Origin of the sequence: Pseudolabrys sp., from assembly GCF_050250095.1 — a bacterium.
In the GTDB taxonomy this organism is placed as follows: Bacteria; Pseudomonadota; Alphaproteobacteria; order Rhizobiales; family Xanthobacteraceae; genus Pseudolabrys.
This window is the reverse complement of record NZ_JBFWPH010000001.1, coordinates 522,388-539,334: the sequence shown is the minus strand read 5'-3', so window position 1 is coordinate 539,334 and position 16,947 is coordinate 522,388. Positions and strand designations below refer to the sequence as shown.

General features: G+C 66.1%; 16 protein-coding genes. 5 read left to right on the top strand and 11 right to left on the bottom strand.

The features are described 5' to 3' along the window. Nucleotides 1-113: 113 nt before the first annotated feature. From murJ to rfaD, 6 genes are all read right to left on the bottom strand, one after another. A complete protein-coding gene (gene murJ / locus AB7F10_RS02585) occupies nucleotides 114-1,667 on the bottom strand; it encodes a murein biosynthesis integral membrane protein MurJ (RefSeq protein ID WP_428557834.1) in 1,554 nt (517 codons plus the stop codon). A 100-nt stretch (nucleotides 1,668-1,767) separates the two neighbouring features. Further along, nucleotides 1,768-2,757: a Gfo/Idh/MocA family oxidoreductase gene (locus AB7F10_RS02580; RefSeq protein ID WP_428557835.1), complete on the bottom strand. Its 990-nt coding sequence runs from the start codon at nucleotides 2,755-2,757 to the stop codon at nucleotides 1,768-1,770. A gap of 140 nt (nucleotides 2,758-2,897) precedes the next feature. Next, nucleotides 2,898-3,722 (bottom strand): glycosyltransferase family 2 protein, encoded by an 825-nt coding sequence (locus AB7F10_RS02575; protein WP_428557836.1) that lies wholly within the window; start codon nucleotides 3,720-3,722, stop codon nucleotides 2,898-2,900. Beyond that, nucleotides 3,715-4,476: a glycosyltransferase family 2 protein gene (locus tag AB7F10_RS02570; RefSeq protein ID WP_428557837.1), complete on the bottom strand. Its 762-nt coding sequence runs from the start codon at nucleotides 4,474-4,476 to the stop codon at nucleotides 3,715-3,717. The genes AB7F10_RS02575 and AB7F10_RS02570 overlap by 8 nt, the downstream gene beginning before the upstream one ends. A 14-nt stretch (nucleotides 4,477-4,490) precedes the next feature. Further along, nucleotides 4,491-5,960 carry a D-glycero-beta-D-manno-heptose-7-phosphate kinase gene (rfaE1, locus tag AB7F10_RS02565; protein ID WP_428557838.1) on the bottom strand — a complete coding sequence of 490 codons (1,470 nt, stop codon included), beginning with the start codon at nucleotides 5,958-5,960 and terminating at the stop codon, nucleotides 4,491-4,493. A 3-nt stretch (nucleotides 5,961-5,963) separates the two neighbouring features. After that, nucleotides 5,964-6,959, bottom strand: coding sequence for an ADP-glyceromanno-heptose 6-epimerase (gene rfaD / locus AB7F10_RS02560; RefSeq protein ID WP_428557839.1), 996 nt, complete (start codon nucleotides 6,957-6,959; stop codon nucleotides 5,964-5,966). A gap of 202 nt (nucleotides 6,960-7,161) precedes the next feature. Here rfaD and waaF point away from each other — a divergent pair, with 202 nt between their 5' ends. Beyond that, nucleotides 7,162-8,184 carry a lipopolysaccharide heptosyltransferase II gene (gene waaF, locus AB7F10_RS02555; RefSeq protein ID WP_428557840.1) on the top strand — a complete coding sequence of 341 codons (1,023 nt, stop codon included), beginning with the start codon at nucleotides 7,162-7,164 and terminating at the stop codon, nucleotides 8,182-8,184. On the opposite strand, the gene waaC is transcribed toward waaF, so the two are convergent. Continuing rightward, a complete protein-coding gene (gene waaC, locus AB7F10_RS02550) occupies nucleotides 8,181-9,149 on the bottom strand; it encodes a lipopolysaccharide heptosyltransferase I (protein WP_428557841.1) in 969 nt (322 codons plus the stop codon). The two genes, waaF and waaC, sit on opposite strands and share 4 nt — an antisense overlap. Before the next feature lie 126 nt (nucleotides 9,150-9,275). Here waaC and galE point away from each other — a divergent pair, with 126 nt between their 5' ends. The 4 genes from galE to AB7F10_RS02530 all read left to right on the top strand — a co-directional run bounded on the left by galE (nucleotide 9,276) and on the right by AB7F10_RS02530 (nucleotide 13,488). Beyond that, a complete protein-coding gene (gene galE, locus AB7F10_RS02545; RefSeq protein ID WP_428557842.1) occupies nucleotides 9,276-10,268 on the top strand; it encodes a UDP-glucose 4-epimerase GalE in 993 nt (330 codons plus the stop codon). A gap of 204 nt (nucleotides 10,269-10,472) precedes the next feature. Then, the gene (locus AB7F10_RS02540; protein ID WP_428557843.1) at nucleotides 10,473-12,281 is read left to right on the top strand and encodes an ABC transporter ATP-binding protein; all 1,809 of its coding nucleotides are present in this window, start codon (nucleotides 10,473-10,475) and stop codon (nucleotides 12,279-12,281) included. A 115-nt stretch (nucleotides 12,282-12,396) separates the two neighbouring features. Continuing rightward, nucleotides 12,397-13,095, top strand: coding sequence for a fumarylacetoacetate hydrolase family protein (locus tag AB7F10_RS02535; RefSeq protein WP_428557844.1), 699 nt, complete (start codon nucleotides 12,397-12,399; stop codon nucleotides 13,093-13,095). 174 nt (nucleotides 13,096-13,269) lie between these two features. Then, on the top strand, nucleotides 13,270-13,488 hold the full coding sequence (locus tag AB7F10_RS02530; RefSeq protein ID WP_428557845.1) for a hypothetical protein: 219 nt from the start codon (nucleotides 13,270-13,272) through the stop codon (nucleotides 13,486-13,488). 109 nt (nucleotides 13,489-13,597) lie between these two features. Here AB7F10_RS02530 and AB7F10_RS02525 read toward each other — a convergent pair whose 3' ends face one another. From AB7F10_RS02525 to AB7F10_RS02510, 4 genes are read right to left on the bottom strand one after another with little or no spacing between them, the layout of a single operon-like run. Then, on the bottom strand, nucleotides 13,598-14,302 hold the full coding sequence (locus tag AB7F10_RS02525; protein ID WP_428557846.1) for an ABC transporter ATP-binding protein: 705 nt from the start codon (nucleotides 14,300-14,302) through the stop codon (nucleotides 13,598-13,600). Further along, nucleotides 14,302-15,042, bottom strand: a complete 741-nt coding sequence (locus AB7F10_RS02520; RefSeq protein WP_428558399.1) for an ABC transporter ATP-binding protein — start codon at nucleotides 15,040-15,042, stop codon at nucleotides 14,302-14,304. The genes AB7F10_RS02525 and AB7F10_RS02520 overlap by 1 nt, the downstream gene beginning before the upstream one ends. Next, nucleotides 15,042-16,043 (bottom strand): branched-chain amino acid ABC transporter permease, encoded by a 1,002-nt coding sequence (locus AB7F10_RS02515; protein ID WP_428557847.1) that lies wholly within the window; start codon nucleotides 16,041-16,043, stop codon nucleotides 15,042-15,044. The genes AB7F10_RS02520 and AB7F10_RS02515 overlap by 1 nt, the downstream gene beginning before the upstream one ends. Further along, nucleotides 16,040-16,912, bottom strand: a complete 873-nt coding sequence (locus AB7F10_RS02510; RefSeq protein WP_428557848.1) for a branched-chain amino acid ABC transporter permease — start codon at nucleotides 16,910-16,912, stop codon at nucleotides 16,040-16,042. The genes AB7F10_RS02515 and AB7F10_RS02510 overlap by 4 nt, the downstream gene beginning before the upstream one ends. Between the last annotated feature and the right edge of the window lie 35 nt (nucleotides 16,913-16,947).

Genomic DNA, 16,947 nt, shown 5'->3' with positions numbered 1-16,947 from the left:
ATTCCAATCAGGTTCTTAGATGGCCGGCACACGGGCAAAAGAACTGCCGGACTGACTTAGCTACGACACCCGCCAATGTCCACCGGCGGAAAGCCGCGCCAGTGCGCCTTTTTTCATCGTGTGGGCGGACGGCCACGGCCCAGATTGCGGCTCCAGTTGCGCAGCCGAGCCGGGCCGAACAGCGCGAGCAACGCGCCGCCATAGGCGACGGCACCGGCGGCGATCAAGGCCGCAAGCGCGGCGATGTCATGAAGGCGCACGCCGGCGAGCCAGCCGCTCAGCGGCGCATAAAGTCCCCACAGCACAGCGGCAAGCACAACGGCAGCAGCCAGCAGCCGCCATGCCGCGCCACGCAGCCGCGCGTCGATTTCAAGCAGTCCCGCCCGTCTCGCGAACCACACCACAAGGCCGAGATTGATCCACGCGCCAATCGCGGTCGCGAGCGCAAGACCGACCTGCGCGAGCGGCCCCATCAACGCAAACTTGAATGCAATGTTGACGACCGCCGCGGTAAGCGCGGCCTTCACCGGCGTTGCGGTGTCGCCCCGCGCATAGAACGTCGCCGTCGCAGTGCGGATCAGGACAAACGGCAAAAGACCGATCGCATAGGCCGCAAGCGTCGCACCCGCAGCGTCGGCGTCCGCTGCGGTGAAAGCGCCGCGCATGAACAGGGCCCGCATGATGAGATCGGGCACCGTGACAAAGGCGGCAAGGCACGGCAAGGCGAGCAACAGCGCGAGTTCGACCGCGCGGTTCTGCGCCGCGCTTGCGCCAGCCATGTCGCCGGCGGCAATGCGGCGCGCCATCTCGGGCAGGATCACCGTGCCCACCGCAATGCCGATCACGCCGATCGGCAACTGATTGAGCCGGTCGGCATAATACAGCGCCGACAGCGCGCCGGTTGCAAGGAACGTTGCGATGATGGTGTCGGCGAACAGCGCGAGCTGCACGCCGCCGGAGCCGATCACCGCCGGTCCGAGCGCCTTGAAGAACGCCTTGACGTCGGCATCGAGCGTTGGCCGGCGCAGTCCGGTCAGCGCGCCGGCGCGGCGCGCGTCATAGGCAACGAGCAGCACTTCGAGGACGCCGGCGACCAGCACGCCCCACGCAGCGGCATGCCCAACGGTCGGGAAAAAAGCCGCCAGCGCCAGCGTGACGATCATCGACAGGTTGAGAAAGATCGGCGCAGCCGCCGCCGCCGCGAAACGCTGCAACGCATTGAGGATGCCGCTGAACAGCGTGACGATCGTGACCAGCAGCAGATAGGGAAAGGTGATGCGGGTGAGTTCGACCGCGAGCGGGAAGCGCACCGGATCGCCGTGGAGGCCCGGCGCCAGCACATCGATCACCGTCGGCATGAAGAACAGCGCCAGCGCCAGCAGCACGAGTTGCGTGGCAAGCAGCAGCGTGAAGATGCGGTCGGCGAATTCGCCGGCGCGCGCCGCGCCGCCGCGTTCGCGCAGGGACGCATAGGCCGGCACGAAGGCCGCGTTGAACGCGCCCTCTGCAAAAATGGCGCGGAAGTGATTGGGCAGCCGCAGCGCGACGAAAAAGGCGTCCGCAACGGGACCCGCGCCGAGCACCGCGGCGAGGAAAATGTCGCGGGCAAAGCCGGTGATCCGCGACAACAGCGTAAAGCCGCCGACCGTGAGAATGCGCTCGATCATCGTTGCCCGATTATTGCCGACGCCAGACGCAAAGACCCCTGCCCGGCGAATCCCGCCGACTGTACGCCACCATATCAGCTATGGAGAGACGGCGCGGCGGTCAGCCGGCAACGACACGCGGCTTGCGCACCGGCGGGGCCGCCGGCTTTTGCAGGCAGCGGGTGGCGATTTCGAGGCTGTCGACGCCCTGCTCTCCGGTCACCGCCGGGGCGGCACCGGTCCGCACCGCCTCGAGGAAGGCGGCGAGTTCGGAACGCAGCGGCTCGGCATAGCCGACCGAAAGATGCCGCATCGAATAGCTGCCGTCCGGCTGGAAGCCGAAGCATTCGGTGACCTGCCGGGTCAAGAGGTCGCCCATGATGTATTTCTTGCGCGTCGCCACCGTCACGTTGCGCGCCTTGAACGGCGTCAACCAGTTGGTGTTGATGTGCGCCAGCACGCCCGAGGCGGTGCGGAACTGCAGCAGCGCGATGTCCTCCCGCTCGGCGACGAAGCTCGAGACCTGCGGCTGAACCTCGACGATCTCGGAGTCGGTGAACCACTGGATCAGGTCGATGTCGTGCACGGCGAGGTCGATGACCACGCCGACATTCGACATGCGCGGCGGGAACGGACCGACCCGCGTGATGCCGATGGAGAGAATATCCTCGTTGCGGATCGCGTCCTTGATCGCCTGCACGGCCGGATTGAACCGCTCAACATGGCCGACCATCAGCGTGACGCCGGCGCGTCTGGCCGCGTCGATGATGTCGTGGCCTTCCTCGGTGGTCGAGGCGATCGGCTTTTCCACCAGGACGTGGACGCCGCGCGCGATGCATTCGAGCGCGATCTTGTGATGCAGATGGGTCGGCGCGGCGATCGTCACCGCCTCGACGCCGAAGTCGAGCAACTCGCTGACGCTCGTCACGGCCTTGCAGTCGAGCTGGCGCGCGACATTCTCGGCAACCGCACGGTCTGTGTCGGCGATGCCGATCAGCTTGCCGCCGGCGAGGCCGCTGAAAACGCGCGCGTGATTGCTGCCCATCACGCCGGCGCCGATGACGCCAATACGCAACGGACGTTCCGTGTCCGGTCCTGCCGACTGATTCATGCTGAAACGGTATCCCCTGGCGGTCTGCAGCCGCCCTTCGCTTTCCCTAGCACGGCGGTTCCGGCGGCGCGACCGGACCCTGTGAATGAGGTGAACACGAATTGATTCAATGCGTTACAGGTGGCCGAACGGCGTTCCTGTTAAGACTCTGTCGAAAGCGCCGACAGGCCCTGCCGCGCCCGGATGCGGTCGTTGTGCTTCACCTCCTCGAGCCGGCGCTCGTTGTCGGGAAGCGCGGCGCGGTTGGCTTCCGCATGCCACAGATGAATGACGCCGGTGGCGAAATTGCCGTCCTTGCGCCGTACGCCTGAACGCATCAGGCGAATGAAGAAATCGGAGTCTTCCCGGCCCCAGCCGACGAAGGCGGCGTCGAAGCCGTCGATGCGGTCGAGGTCGGCGCGCCAGACCGCGATGTTGCAGCCACGCGCACCGCGCCAGGCCTTCGCGCGCAGCCGGCGCAGCGGACCGAGCGGCAGACGCAGCAACGCCGACAGGCGATTGATCCCGCCGCGCAGGCGCTCGGAGATCCAGCGCGTGGCCGGCCAGCGTTCTGCGGCCTGACCGTCGCGCAAAATCGCGGCGGTCGCGTCCGCCGACAGCAGAATGCGGTTGCCCGCGACGAACCAGCCGCGTTCGGCAAGCCGGCGATGCGCTGCAACGAAATCCGGCCGCGCCAGACAATCGGCATCGAGAAAAATCAGGTACGCGCCACGCGCGGCAAGGATCGCGCGATTGCGGCATTCGGCGAGACGAAAGCCGTCGTCCTTCTGCCAAACGTGTTCAAGACGCCACGACACTTTTGATTGCCACGCGGCGACGACCTTGGCGGTCGCCGGACCGGAGCCATCGTCACCGACGATGACTTCGAAGTGACGGTCGGTCTGCCCCGCGAGCGAGCGCAGCACGGCATCGAGCGCGTCCTCGCGGTTGTAGGTGGTGACGATGACGGAGATCAACTCAGTCACGGCGCCGGCCCGCCTGCCACGCTTTCATATACTTGTAGTAGGCGCCTTCGGCATTGAGCACCGCGAGCAGGAAACCCTCGCGGCCGTCGAGAAAGCCGGCACGCAGAATGTAGGTCTTGAAGAACGTGAACATGCCGTGGAGGAAGCCCGAGGCAAACGACACGCGGCGGCCGGACTTCACAAGCATCTCGGCATTCGCGGTCGAATAGCGGTCGACGCGCGACAGTGCGGACTCCAGCGTCGTAACGGGGAAATGCGAGAGCGGTTCGGTCAGGCGCGACACCTGCTCCTCGCAGATCACCCGTTCGTGCACGAGATCGTCCGAGATGCGCGCCTTGCCGCGGCGAAACAGCCGCAACACGTAATCCGGATACCAGCCGGAATGCCGCATCGGCCGGCCGAGAAAGGTCGAGAGCCGCGGCATCTCGTAGCCATTGATGTTTCCTTGCGCCGTCGGCTGCGCGACCGCCTTCTTGATTTGTGCGGCGAGTGCCGGCGTCACACGCTCGTCGGCGTCGATCAGCAGCACCCAGTCGCCGGCCGCATGCGAGAGAGCAACCTGCTTCTGTTTTCCGAAGCCTTGCCACGGATGATGATGCACCATCGCGCCGCGCGCCTGCGCAATCGCCACGGTATCGTCATCGCTGCCGCAGTCGACCACGATGCACTCGTCGCAGAACGCGACGCTGTCGAGACAAGCGCCGATATTGGCGGCTTCGTTTTTGGTGATGACGATAGCGCTGAGACGCGGCATGGCGGCCCTCGCCTTCAGCGCGTCTTTGCCCGCGAGCGCGCCACCATGTCGGTGGTGGAGTGCCCGGGCACGAGATCGATCAGCACGACTTCGCCGCCCTCGGCCTCGACGATCTCACGACCGACCACCTGATCCTTGTTGTAATCGCCGCCCTTCACGAGAACGGTGGGACGGATTTTGCGGATCAGGTTTTCCGGCGTGTCCTCCTCGAACACAACGACGAGATCGACCGCCTCGAGCGCGGCGAGCACCTCGGCGCGGGCGTGAACGTCCTGGATCGGCCGTTCCGCGCCCTTCAGCCGCTTCACCGAAGCATCGGCGTTGAGGCCGACCACCAGCCGGTCGCAGGCCGCGCGCGCGCCGGCCAGCACGCGGATATGGCCGGGATGCAGAAGATCGAAGCAGCCATTGGTGAAGCCGACGCGCAGACCCGCGCGCTTCCAGCCTGCGAGCCGCTCGTCGAGCACCGACCAGTCGAACACGATCTTTTCTTCCGGCGCGAGCGAAGCCGCCGGCAGGATGCGCGCGCGCAGTTCGGAGGGCGACAACGTCGCTGTCCCGCGCTTGCCGACCACCACGGCGGCGGCGGCGTTGGCGGCGCGCATCGCCGCCTCGAAATCGGATTTCATCGCCAGCATCGCGGCGAGCACGGCCACCACGGTGTCGCCGGCGCCGGACACGTCGCGCACCCGCACCGGATAGGCCGGCACATGCACCGGCTCACCCTCGCCCACCAGCGTCATGCCGGCTTCGCTGCGCGTCACCAGAACGGCTTTCGCGTTGAGCTGCATGCGCAGGTCGGCGGCGGCAGCGGCGACCGCCTCGTCGCTGTCGGCGGCGCGATGAGTGGCATCGGCCAGCTCCTGTCGGTTCGGCGTGATCAGCGTTGCGCCGCGATAATGCGAATAGTCGCGGCCTTTAGGATCGACGATGACCGGCTTGCCGGCGGCTTGCGCAGCTTCGATGACGGCGCGGACGACCTGCGGCGTCAGCGCGCCCTTGGCATAGTCGGACAGAATGACGGAGCCGGCGCGTTCCAGCGCCTTGGTGGCGCGGGCGATCAGCGCGTCTTCGGTTGTGGTGCTGACGGCGGCAGCCTGTTCCCAGTCGGCACGCAACAGATGCGTCGAATGATGCTCGGAGACGAAGCGCACTTTACGGGTGGTCGGCCGGCCGTTCTCGACCGCGAGATAAGGCTCGATCAGCTGTTCCTCGCCGAGCGAGCGGCGCAGCAGTTCGCCGGCATCGTCATTGCCGACCACGGCGACGAAGATGCAGTGTGCGCCGAGCGCAGCCAGATTGCGCGCCACGTTGCCGGCGCCGCCGATCATCAATTCGCTTCGGTTGACGGCGATAACCGGCGCCGGCGCTTCCGGCGACACCCGCGTCACCTCGCCATAGACGAACTCGTCGAGCATCAGGTCGCCGATGCACAACACCGTCTGCTTGCCGAGCGCCGAGAGCTGTTTTTCGAAATCGAACATGGGTTAGTTGTACTTATCGGCGCGGTCGAGATAGCCGGTGACGTAATCCGCCACGGCGTCCTCGAGCGGCGTGAAGTCGGCATTGTAGCCCGCGCGGCGCAGGTTTGCCGTCTCGGCCTGCGTGAAATACTGATACTGGCCGCGAATGTTCTCCGGCATGTCGACATATTCGATCTTCGGCTCGCGTCCCATCGCACGGAACATCGCCACGATCATGTCGCGGAAGCTGCGCGCCTTGCCGGTGCCGACATTGAAGATTCCGTTGACCGAGGTCGCGTCCATGAGCCAGCGCAGTACGGCAACCGCGTCCTTCACATAGATGAAGTCGCGGCGTTGATCGCCGTCGGCGATTCCCTCGCGGTGCGACTTGAACAGCTTGACCGTCTCGCCCGCCTTGGCGCGCTCGAACACGTTGCACAACACGCTCGCCATCTTGCCCTTGTGATACTCGTTCGGGCCGAACACGTTGAAGAACTTGAGGCCCGCCCAGTGCGGCGGCAACGGCTGGCCCTTGCTGACGCGATCCGACACCAACTGGTCGAACAGGTGCTTGCTGGTGCCGTAGAGATTCATCGGCTTCAGGTGGCGCAGCGCCTCGACCGACCAGTCGTCGTCGAAGCCCTGGGTGCCGTCGCCATAGGTCGCCGCCGACGACGCGTAGATGAAAGGCGTGCGGGTCTGCGTGCACCAGTCGAGGAAGCGCAGCGAGGTGCGGAAATTGTTTTCCATCACGAGGTCGGCGTCGCTCGCGGTGGTATCCGAGATCGCGCCCATATGGATGACGGCTTCGAGCTTGCGGCCTTCGAGCCAGCGCATCACCTCCGCCGGCGGCACCACGTCGGCGATCTGCCGCTTGGCGAGGTTGCGCCACTTGGCGTCATCATCTGCGCCTTTTTGGCCGAGCAGGTCATTGACGACGACATCGGTCGCGCCGGCCTCGTTGAGGCTCGTCACGATATTCGACCCGATAAAGCCCGCCCCGCCGGTGACCAGAAACATGCCCGTCCTCTGCGCCGCCACGCGGCGGCCCGCAGCTTGTGCCCCAGCCGCCGCCAGTGCGCAACGACGCGGCCCCGTCGCCCTTAACGGCCGCTAATTCATTGAGGATACGCCATTATTCGTCGCTTTACAGGACGGGCCAACGCGGGCTAACGCCTTGCAGCCCGGAGGCGCCTCGTCCGCCGGGCCGCGACAGGCCGCAATGACCAACGATCCCGTCCTGATCATTCCCTATATGTGGATCGGCGATTTCGTGCGCTGCCATTCGGTGGTGCGCGTGTTGCGCGCGCAGGAGCCGGAACGGCCGGTGGACGTGCTGTCCACCTCGCTGTGCGCGCCGCTCGCCGACTACATGCCCGGCGTCCGCAAGGCGATCGTCGTCGACCTGCCACGCGGACGGCTGGCGATGGGCATGCAGCGCGAGCTTGCCGCACGCCTGAAAGCCGAAAGCTACGGCCAGACGCTGGTGATGCCTCGCACCTGGAAAGCGGCGCTGGCGCCATGGCTCGCCGGCATCCCGGCGCGCACCGGCTTCGTCGGCGAGATGCGCTTCGGCCTGCTCAACGACGTGCGCTGGGGCGAGAAGAAACTGCCGCGCATGATCGACCAGTGCGCCGCGCTCGCCCTGCCGAAGGACGAAGCGCTGCCGGACAAATGGCCGGTGCCGCAACTCATCGTGCCGGCGGCCGATGCCGCGCAATGGCGCGCACGCAACGGGCTGGGTAGCGGCCCGGCCGTCGCGATGGCCCCTGGCGCGGTCGGCCCGAGCAAACGCTGGCCCGCCTCCTACTACAGCGAGGTGGCGAAGCAGCTCACCGCCAAGGGCATCGCGGTTTGGGTGATCGGCGGGCCGGGCGAAAGAACACTGGCCGACGAGATTGTCGGCGCAGCGGGCGCGCGGGCGCGCAACCTGACCGGCACCGACCTGCGCAACGCTATCCTCGCACTCAAGGCAGCGACTGCGGCGGCGTCGAACGACTCCGGCCTTGTGCACGTCGCCGCCGCGATCGGAACGCCGACCATCGGCATCTTCGGGCCGACCAGCGCCTGGCACTGGGCGCCGCTCAATCCGCTCGCCGCCACCATCGAAACGCTGACCTATGTGGATTGCCGGCCCTGCCACAAGCCGGTGTGCCGCGTGCTGCATCACCGCTGCATGCGCGACATCCCGCCGGCGCGGGTGCTGGCGGCCGCCGAACAGGCGCTTGCCGAAGCCACCCGCTAGGGCGCGACGCGGACCAGCGCCTGAGCGACCTCGTCGACGCTCGGCGCGCGTCCCCTGGTTCCGACAATGTCCATCGGACCCGGCCCGACAGGACCGGTGAGTTTCGGCTGGCTGCCGGCAAAGATCGCGACCAGCGGCACGCCGAGCGCAGCGGCAAGGTGCATGATGCCGGTGTCGACCCCGACCACGAAAGACGCACCGGCGATCAGCTTCGCGACGCCGTCGAGCGGCAACCGATCCACCACGCGCGCGCGCGACAAACCCTTTTCGGAAAGACCTTGCGCAATACGCACGGCCCGTTCGCGCTCGTCGTCCCTGCCCCACGGCAGCAGCAGATCGACGTCGTATTTCGCGAACGTATCCTTCAACCCGATCCAGTGTGCGACCGGCCATTCCTTGTCGGCGCGCGCGGTGGCGTGCAGCAGCACCGCGTAAGGCGCTGCGCCTTGCTCGCGTAACGCGCCGCGGTCGAGGCCGTAGTCCGGCGCGCCTTGCAGCACGTATCCGAGCGACAGACCGGTGAGCAGACGGTTGCGCTCGACCGCGTGCAAATCGCGCGAGACGGCGTGCCGAGCGTCGTAGAACATCGAAGCCAGCGGTTCTCGGATGCTGTCACGGTCGTAGCCATGCCGCATGCCATGCGCGAGCCACGTCATCAAGCCGGTGCGGAACAGGCCTTGCGTATCCACCACCAGGTCGTAGCGCCGCGCCTGGATCGTACGGCGGAACGCTGCCATCTCGCGCAGCACCGCCGCGGACATGAGACCTTCGCGCCGCCAGCGCCGCGACGCGACCGGTATCACGTCATCAACCGCCGGATGCAACTGCACCAGCGGCACGCAATCCTCCTCGACCAGCCAGGTCAGGCGGTCGCCCGGCCGCGCGCGCCGCGCGTCGGTCACCGCCGGCATGTGGTGGATAACGTCGCCGAGCGAGGAAGTCTTGATGAAGAGGATATCTGCCATGAGGCCCCGTTTCCGCAGGATATACCCGCCGTTAAGCAGCCTCGCCACAACAATGCCGGTGAAAGCGCCGGATTGGCCCATTTTCAGAGCGCGGCACCGGGTTTAAGAGGGTCTGGGGAGACACGCATGACGATTCTTGTCACCGGCGGGGCCGGCTATATCGGCAGCCACCTCGTTCATGAGCTGGAGGATGCCGGCGAGTCGGTGGTCGTTCTCGACAACCTGTCGACCGGATTCCGCTTCCTCGTTCCGAGCAGCGTGCCGTTCGTCTCCGGCAGCACCGGCGACCGCGACCTCGTCAAGAAGATCGTCGCCGAACACCGCATCGACTCCATCCTGCATTTCGCCGCATCGCTGATCGTGCCGGATTCGCTGCGGGATCCGCTCGGCTACTATCTCAACAACACCACCAACACGGCGCTGCTGCTCGACGCCGCCGTCGACAGCGGCGTGAAGAATTTCATCTTCTCCTCGACGGCCGCGGTCTACGGCAATCCGCAAACGCTGCCAATTTCCGAAGACTCCCCTACGAATCCCATTTCGCCTTACGGTAATTCCAAACTGATGTCGGAGATCGTGCTGCACGACACCGCACGCGCGCACGGGCTGAACTTCGTCGCGCTGCGCTATTTCAATGTCGCCGGCGCCGACCCCAAGCAACGCTCCGGACAGGCGAGCGCCAACGCCACGCATTTGATCAAGGTCGCCTGCGAGACCGCGCTCGGCCGCCGACCTAAAATCGATGTGTTCGGCACTGACTATCCGACGCCGGATGGCACCTGCATCCGCGACTATATTCACGTCACCGATCTCGCCCGCGCCCATATCGCCGCACTCGCCTATCTGCGCCGCGGCGGCGCGAGCGCGACCTTCAATTGCGGCTACGGCCACGGCTATTCGGTGCTCGAAGTGCTGGCGGCGGTGCGGCGCATCAGCGGCAACGAATTCCCAGTGGACTTTGCTGACCGCCGGCCCGGCGATCCGGCAAGCCTGGTCGCCGATGTCAGCCGCATCCAGGCCGAACTCGACTGGCGACCGATGTTCGACGATCTCGAGATCATCATTTCCCACGCGCTGGCGTGGGAACGCCGGCTGATGGCGAACAACGGCGTGCCGTAAGGCCGCCAGGCAACCATAAACAGCCCTGATGGGCTGCAAGGCTTGAAAAATCCACCCCGCACGGGCAGGAAAGCCTGACATCGTCGGCCGCGCGGGCGGCCGCCGGAACGCGCCCAGCCGGCGCTTTGTGGGGCATGCCGGCTGCCGCGATACTTCGACAGACGCCAGACACGCACCTCAAGACGGGCATCCCAAGACGCGCATATGGCCGACCTGCTGCCACATTCGACCGACGAAATTTACGGCATGACGGCCGTTATCAAGCGGCTCGTCACCGAACAGGGCCTGCGGCACTGGAAGAAATATGTCGCGGCCTTCGTCATGATGGCGATCGCCGCCGGCGCCACCGCGCTCAGCGCCTATCTGATCGGACAGGTCGTCAACGCCGCTTACGTCAGCCGCAGCTTCCCGTCGGTGCTGGCGCTCGGCATCGCCTGCGTCGCACTGTTTGCAACCAAGGGCCTTGCGACTTACGGGCAGGCCGTCATTCTCGCGCGGATCGGCAATCGCATCGTTGCCGACAACCAGCGCCGCGTCTTCGCGAAGCTGCTCAACGAAAACCTCGCCTTCTTCTCGGCCCGTCATTCAAGCGAATTCATCGCCAAGCTCACCGCCGGCGCCACCGCCGTGACGCAGATCCTCAACCTGCTGATCACCGCGGTCGGACGCGACCTGCTGTCGCTGATCGGCCTCGTCATCGTGATGGTCTCGCAGGACCCGGTGATGTCGCTGTTCAGCCTGGTGGTCGCGCCGCCCGCCCTGCTCGTGCTGCGCCATCTGGTGCGCCGAATCTTCAAGATCGCGCGCGACCAGTTCCACGGCGGCGTGCAGATCATCGAGACGATGCAGGAAACCGTGCAGGGCATCCGAATCGTCAAGGCGTTCACGCTCGAAGAAACCATGCGCACGCGCTTCGACCGCAACATCGCGGTGGTCGAACAGGAAGCCAACCGCATGGCGCGGGTGTCGAACCGCGCGAGCCCGCTGATGGAGACGCTCGGCGGCATGGCGATCGCCGGCGCCATCGTCTATGGCGGCTATCGCGTCATCGTCACCGGTGCGACGCCGGGCGAGTTCTTCTCCTTCATCACCGCCTTCCTGCTCGCCTATGAGCCGGCCAAGCGCCTCGCCCGCCTGAACATCGAAATGTCGAGCGCCATGGTCGGCGCACGCATCCTGTTCGACATCCTCGATACGCCCGCCAGCGAACCCGACGACGCCCACAAGCCCGCGCTGAAGGTCAGCTCAGGCCATGTCGTGTTCGACAAGGTCGATTTCTCCTACCGCGGCGACTCCGCGACGCTTCAGGCGATGAGTTTCGACGTCGCACCCGGCAAGCTGACCGCCCTGGTCGGGCCGTCCGGCGGCGGCAAGTCCACCGTGTTCAATCTGCTGCTGCGGTTCTACGAGCCCTCCGGCGGCACCGTGATCGTCGATGGCCAGGACATCGCCAAGGTGTCGCGCCATTCGCTGCGGGACCAGATCGCCTATGTCGGCCAGGAGGTATTCCTGTTCCGAGGCACCGTCCGCGAGAACATCGCCTTCGGCAAGATCGGCGCCAGCGAGGACGAGATCGTCGCCGCCGCGAAAGCCGCCTACGCGCACGATTTCATCGCCGCTTTCCCGCAGGGCTACGATACCCCGGTCGGCGAGCACGGCCTGCAGCTGTCCGGCGGACAGCGCCAGCGCATCGCAATCGCCCGTGCGCTGATCCGCAACGCGCCGATCATCCTGCTCGACGAAGCCACCGCGGCGCTCGACTCCGAGTCCGAGCGGCAGGTCCGCGAGGCGATGGAGCATCTCTGCAAGGGCCGTACCACGCTCGCGATCGCCCACCGGCTGCACACGATCTCGCATGCCGACTGCATCCACGTCGTCGAAAACGGCGTGGTGACGGAATCGGGCACGCATGACGAACTGCTGCGGCTCGACCGCCGCTATGCGTCATTCTACCGGCTGCAACTCAAGGACCAGGAAGGCCCGGCGCCGGCGCTCGCCGTTTCGGCGGGCTGAAAGCCGCTGCCGTTGACGGCGCTACGGGCCACCTGATAACCCGGCGCTGCCCTTTCGACGGCCGCCACGGCCGCGCATCGACGCCGAAACCGCTCTCACAACCGGGACTTTTCCCATGACCGATTACGTCATTCCGCCGCCCCCGCAAGCGACCCTCGACGTCGCCGGCTCGTCCAAGAAATTTCCGGTTCGCCGCATCTGGTGCGTCGGGCGCAACTACATCGAGCACATCCGCGAGATGGGACAGGATGAGCGCGCGCCGCCGTTCTTTTTTGCGAAGCCCGCCGACGCCATCGTGCCGGACGGCGGCACGGTGCCCTACCCGTCACTGACGAAAGACATGCATCACGAGGTCGAACTCGTGGTCGCACTCAAGAGCGGCGGCATCAACATCCCGGTCGAGAAGGCGAACGGCTGCATCTACGGCTACGGCGTCGGTGTCGACCTCACCCGCCGCGACCTGCAGATCGCCTCGCGCGAGTTGAAGCGGCCGTGGGAAGTCGGCAAGGCGTTCGACGCCTCCGCGCCGTGCGGACCGCTGAAGCCCGCGGCCGAGATCGGCCATCCGGCCAAGGGCCGCATCACGCTCAAGGTCAACGGTCAGGTCCGTCAGGACGGCGACCTCAACCAGTTGATCTGGAACGTCCCGGAAATCATCTCCAAGCTCTCCGAGATGGTCGCGCTCGAGGCCGGCGACATCATCATGACCGGGACGCCAGCCGGCGTGGCCGCGACGGTCGCCGGCGACAAGCTCGAATGTGAGGTCGAAGGCATCGGCAAGCTCACGGTCACGATCGGCCAGCCGAAAAAGTAGGCATCGCTCACAGCGCAAATCAGTATAGCGTCGCATCTCGCGTTGCGTCGCTGTACGCCGCCGTTGCGTGTTCCGCGCCGTCGCTGCCCGGAACCAGTCCCCGTATCCCTGCGTTAACGAACTTGCAACCACCCGGCCGCACACTGGAGCGTGCCGGACGCAAGGATTTCCGCAATGGGCAGGCCCCTCACGCTTCAGAGCTTTCAACCCACCCCCGACGTCATGGCGGGCGAGGTGATGCAGTTCATGCCGGCCTCCGACGCCGAGGCGCTGAAGCTTCTGCGCGCGCAGTATCCGGACGCGCCGCTGAGCCTGCGCGTCGCGGCGCTCGCCTTCCTGATGAGCAAGAAATCCCGTTCCGAGGTCGCCCGGCTGATGCCGGCGAAGATCTAGAACCTTCCGGCTTTGTTGAAATCAAAGCCGGAACTCTCGCTTTTTGTTTTGTCGCGTTTTCTTCACGCGAACCGGTTTCCACTTCGCTCGAAAACGCTCCGGGCCGCGATCAGAGGCCGAGATAGGCCTGACGGACGCGATCGTCGGCGAGCAACTCGTCGCCCGTGCCGGACAGCGTGATGCGGCCGTTCTCCAGCACATAGGCGCGGCTCGCGAGTTTCAGCGACACCGCGACGTTCTGCTCGACCAGCACGCAGGTGAGCCCCTCGCGGTTCAACTCGTGGATGGTCTTCAGCACTTGTTGAACGATCGCCGGCGCGAGGCCGAGCGACGGCTCGTCGAACATCACCAGATCGGGCGAGGCCATCAGGCAGCGGCCGATGGCGAGCATCTGCTGCTCGCCGCCCGACAGCGTGCCCGCCGCCTGATGCTGGCGCTCCAGCAGCCGCGGGAACATGCGGTAGACGCGCTGAAGCGCCTCGTCGCGCTGCGCGCGGCCGCGCGGCAGCATCGCGCCCATCGCGAGGTTCTCCGCGACCGTCAGCGAGGGGAAAATCTGGCGGCCTTCGGCGACCTGCCCGATGCCGAGGTTGCAGACGCGGTGGCTCGGCCAGCCGGCGATCTCCTCGCCCCGATAGGCGACGCGGCCGGAGGCAGGCTTGTGCATACCGGCGATGGTGCGGATCAGCGAGGTCTTGCCCGCGCCGTTGGCGCCGACGATGGCGATGATCTCGCCCTGCTTGACCTCGAGCGTGACGCCGTCGAGCGCCTGCGCATCGCCGTGAAAGACGCTGAGGTTCTCGACGAGAAGCATCAGACCTCCGTCTCCGCGCCGAGGTAGGATTCGATCACCGCCGGCTCGCGCACCACCGTCTCCGGCGTCCCTTCAGCAATCGCCGCGCCGTGGTGGAGCACGAGAATACGATCCGCCAGCGCCATCACCGCGCGCATGACGTGCTCGATCAGCAGGATGGTGACGCCGTGATCCTTGCAGAGCTTGCGGAACACGCCGACCATGCGATCGGTCTCGGTCGGGCGCAGGCCGGCCATCACCTCGTCGAGCAGCAAAAGCTTGGGCTCGGTCGCGATCGCGCGGGCGACCTCAAGCCGCTTGCGGTCCGGCAACGTCAGCGACGAGGCGCGCTGCAGCCGCTTGTCGTAAAGATCGAGCCGGTCGAGCACCATGTCGACCCATTCGCGCGCCTGCGCCGGCGTGCGCTTGCGCAGCAGCGCGCCGATCATAACGTTGTCCTGCACGCTCAGGGCCGGGAACGGCTTGACGATCTGGAAGGTGCGGCCGACACCGCGCTCGCAGATGATGTTGGGCGCGAGACCGGAGACGTTCCGGCCGTCAAACACGACCTCGCCGCCGTCCGGCGCGAACTCCCCCGCGATCACGTTGAACAGCGTGGTCTTGCCCGCGCCATTCGGGCCGATTACTGCGTAGATCGAGCCCTGCGGCACGTCGAACGAGACCTTGTCGACCGCGACGAGGCCGCGGAAGCGCTTGGTGACGTTCCTGACCGAGAGAAGCGTGTCCGTCGCCTGGTTCATCACTTGCGCCTCGTGATCTTGAGCCACGCGGCAATCCCCGGCCAGAAACCCTCCGGAGCCGCGACCACGACGACCAGCAGCAGCACACCGAAGAACACCTGCTTGGCGCCCGGCACGTCAACACCGACGGTTTCCAGCACCACGCGCAGACCCTCGGCCAGCCACTGCAACAACGCCGCGCCAATGATCGGACCGAACAACGTACCGGCGCCGCCGATGAACGGCGCCAGGATGATCTCGATCGACTGCGAGATGTGGAAGACCTGCTCGGGAAACAGGTTGTTGTTATAGAAGGCGATGAACACGCCGGCCGGCGCAGTCATGGCCGCCGACACCACCACGGCGATCATCTTGCAGCGGAAGGTGTCGATGCCGAGCGCGCGCGCCGCCTGCTCGTCCTCGCGGATCGCCAGCCAGTAATAGCCGAGGCGCGAGCGCAGCAGCGCACGGCAGATCAGGAAGGCCCCGATCACCATCGCAAGGATCAGGTAATAGAACATCTCCGGACCGCCGCGCAGGTTCCAGAGATCGTATTTCGCGTAGCCTGACACCGGCAGGAACAGGCCGGCCGAACCGCCGACCGCGGTGAAGTGGTCGAAGCCGATGCGGGCGAATTCGGCGAAGGCGATGGTCAGGATCGCGAAATAGACGCCAGAGACTCGGAAGCGGAAGGCGAGAAATCCGATAATGGCGCCGCACAGCGCCGCGATCGGGATCGCCGCGACCAGGCCGATCCAGGGGCTCACCTTAAACTGCACGAACAGCCACGCCGCCGCATAGGCGGCAAGCCCGACATAGATGGCATGGCCGAGCGACAACTGGCCGGCAAAGCCCATCATGACGTTCCACGCCTGCCCGGTATAGGCGAAGTAAAGCGTGACGATGAGCACGCTCAGCAGATAGTCGTTGACGATCCACGGCGCCGCCAGCGCAAGCGCCAGAATGACGGCGAGCAGCGCCTGCCCGCGCACGGTAATGTCGTCAAACAGGCGGGAGATCATGCGGTCCTCCGCCCGACGATGCCCTGCGGGCGGAACAGCAGCACCAGCACCAGGATGCCGAAGGCGAACATGCTTTTCGCCGACGGCGAGAACAGCAGCCCGGCCATCGCTTCGGTCAGGCCGATCAGGACGCCGCCGAGCAGCGCGCCCGACATCGAGCCGAGGCCGCCGGTGATGACGATGACGAAGGCCAGAAGCGTATAGGCCGGCCCGAGCGCCGGCGTGACGTCGATGATGATGACCAGCATCGCGCCGGCCGCGCCGACGCAGGCCGCGCCGAGGCCGAAGGTCAGCGCGTAGAGCCGGTTGACGTCGAGCCCGATCACCTGCGCGCCGGTGTAATTGTCGGCGCACGCCCGGATCGCGGTGCCGACCGCGGTGAAGCGGAAGAATGCCACCAGCGCGACCGCGACGACGATGGCCGCCGCGCCGGCATAAAGCTTGGTCGCGTCGATGATGATCGGACCGACCTGATAGCTGTCGAACGAATAGGACGTCTGCACGCTCTGCGCGTCCGGCCCGAAGATGATCAGCAGCACGTTGACGATGATGATCGCGATGGCGACGAGCAGCAGGAACTGGCTGTGCTCGGGCCGCGTGATGAAGCGGTTGATCAGCCGCAACTGCAGGAAATAACCGGCGACGAACAGCACGACGGCGATCGGCGCGAGCATCAACAGCGGATCGAGGCCGAGCTTCGCGAACAGCACGATGGCGATATACATCGCAATCGTCATCATCTCGCCGTGCGCGAAATTGACGACGCGGACGACGCCGAAGATGACCGAAAGGCCAAGCGCCATCAGCCCGTAGACGAGCCCGGTCAGGATGCCGCCAATGGCGACGTTGACATAGATATCGAGTGGCAACGGCTCAACCCATCCGACGAAAAAGACCGGCTCCG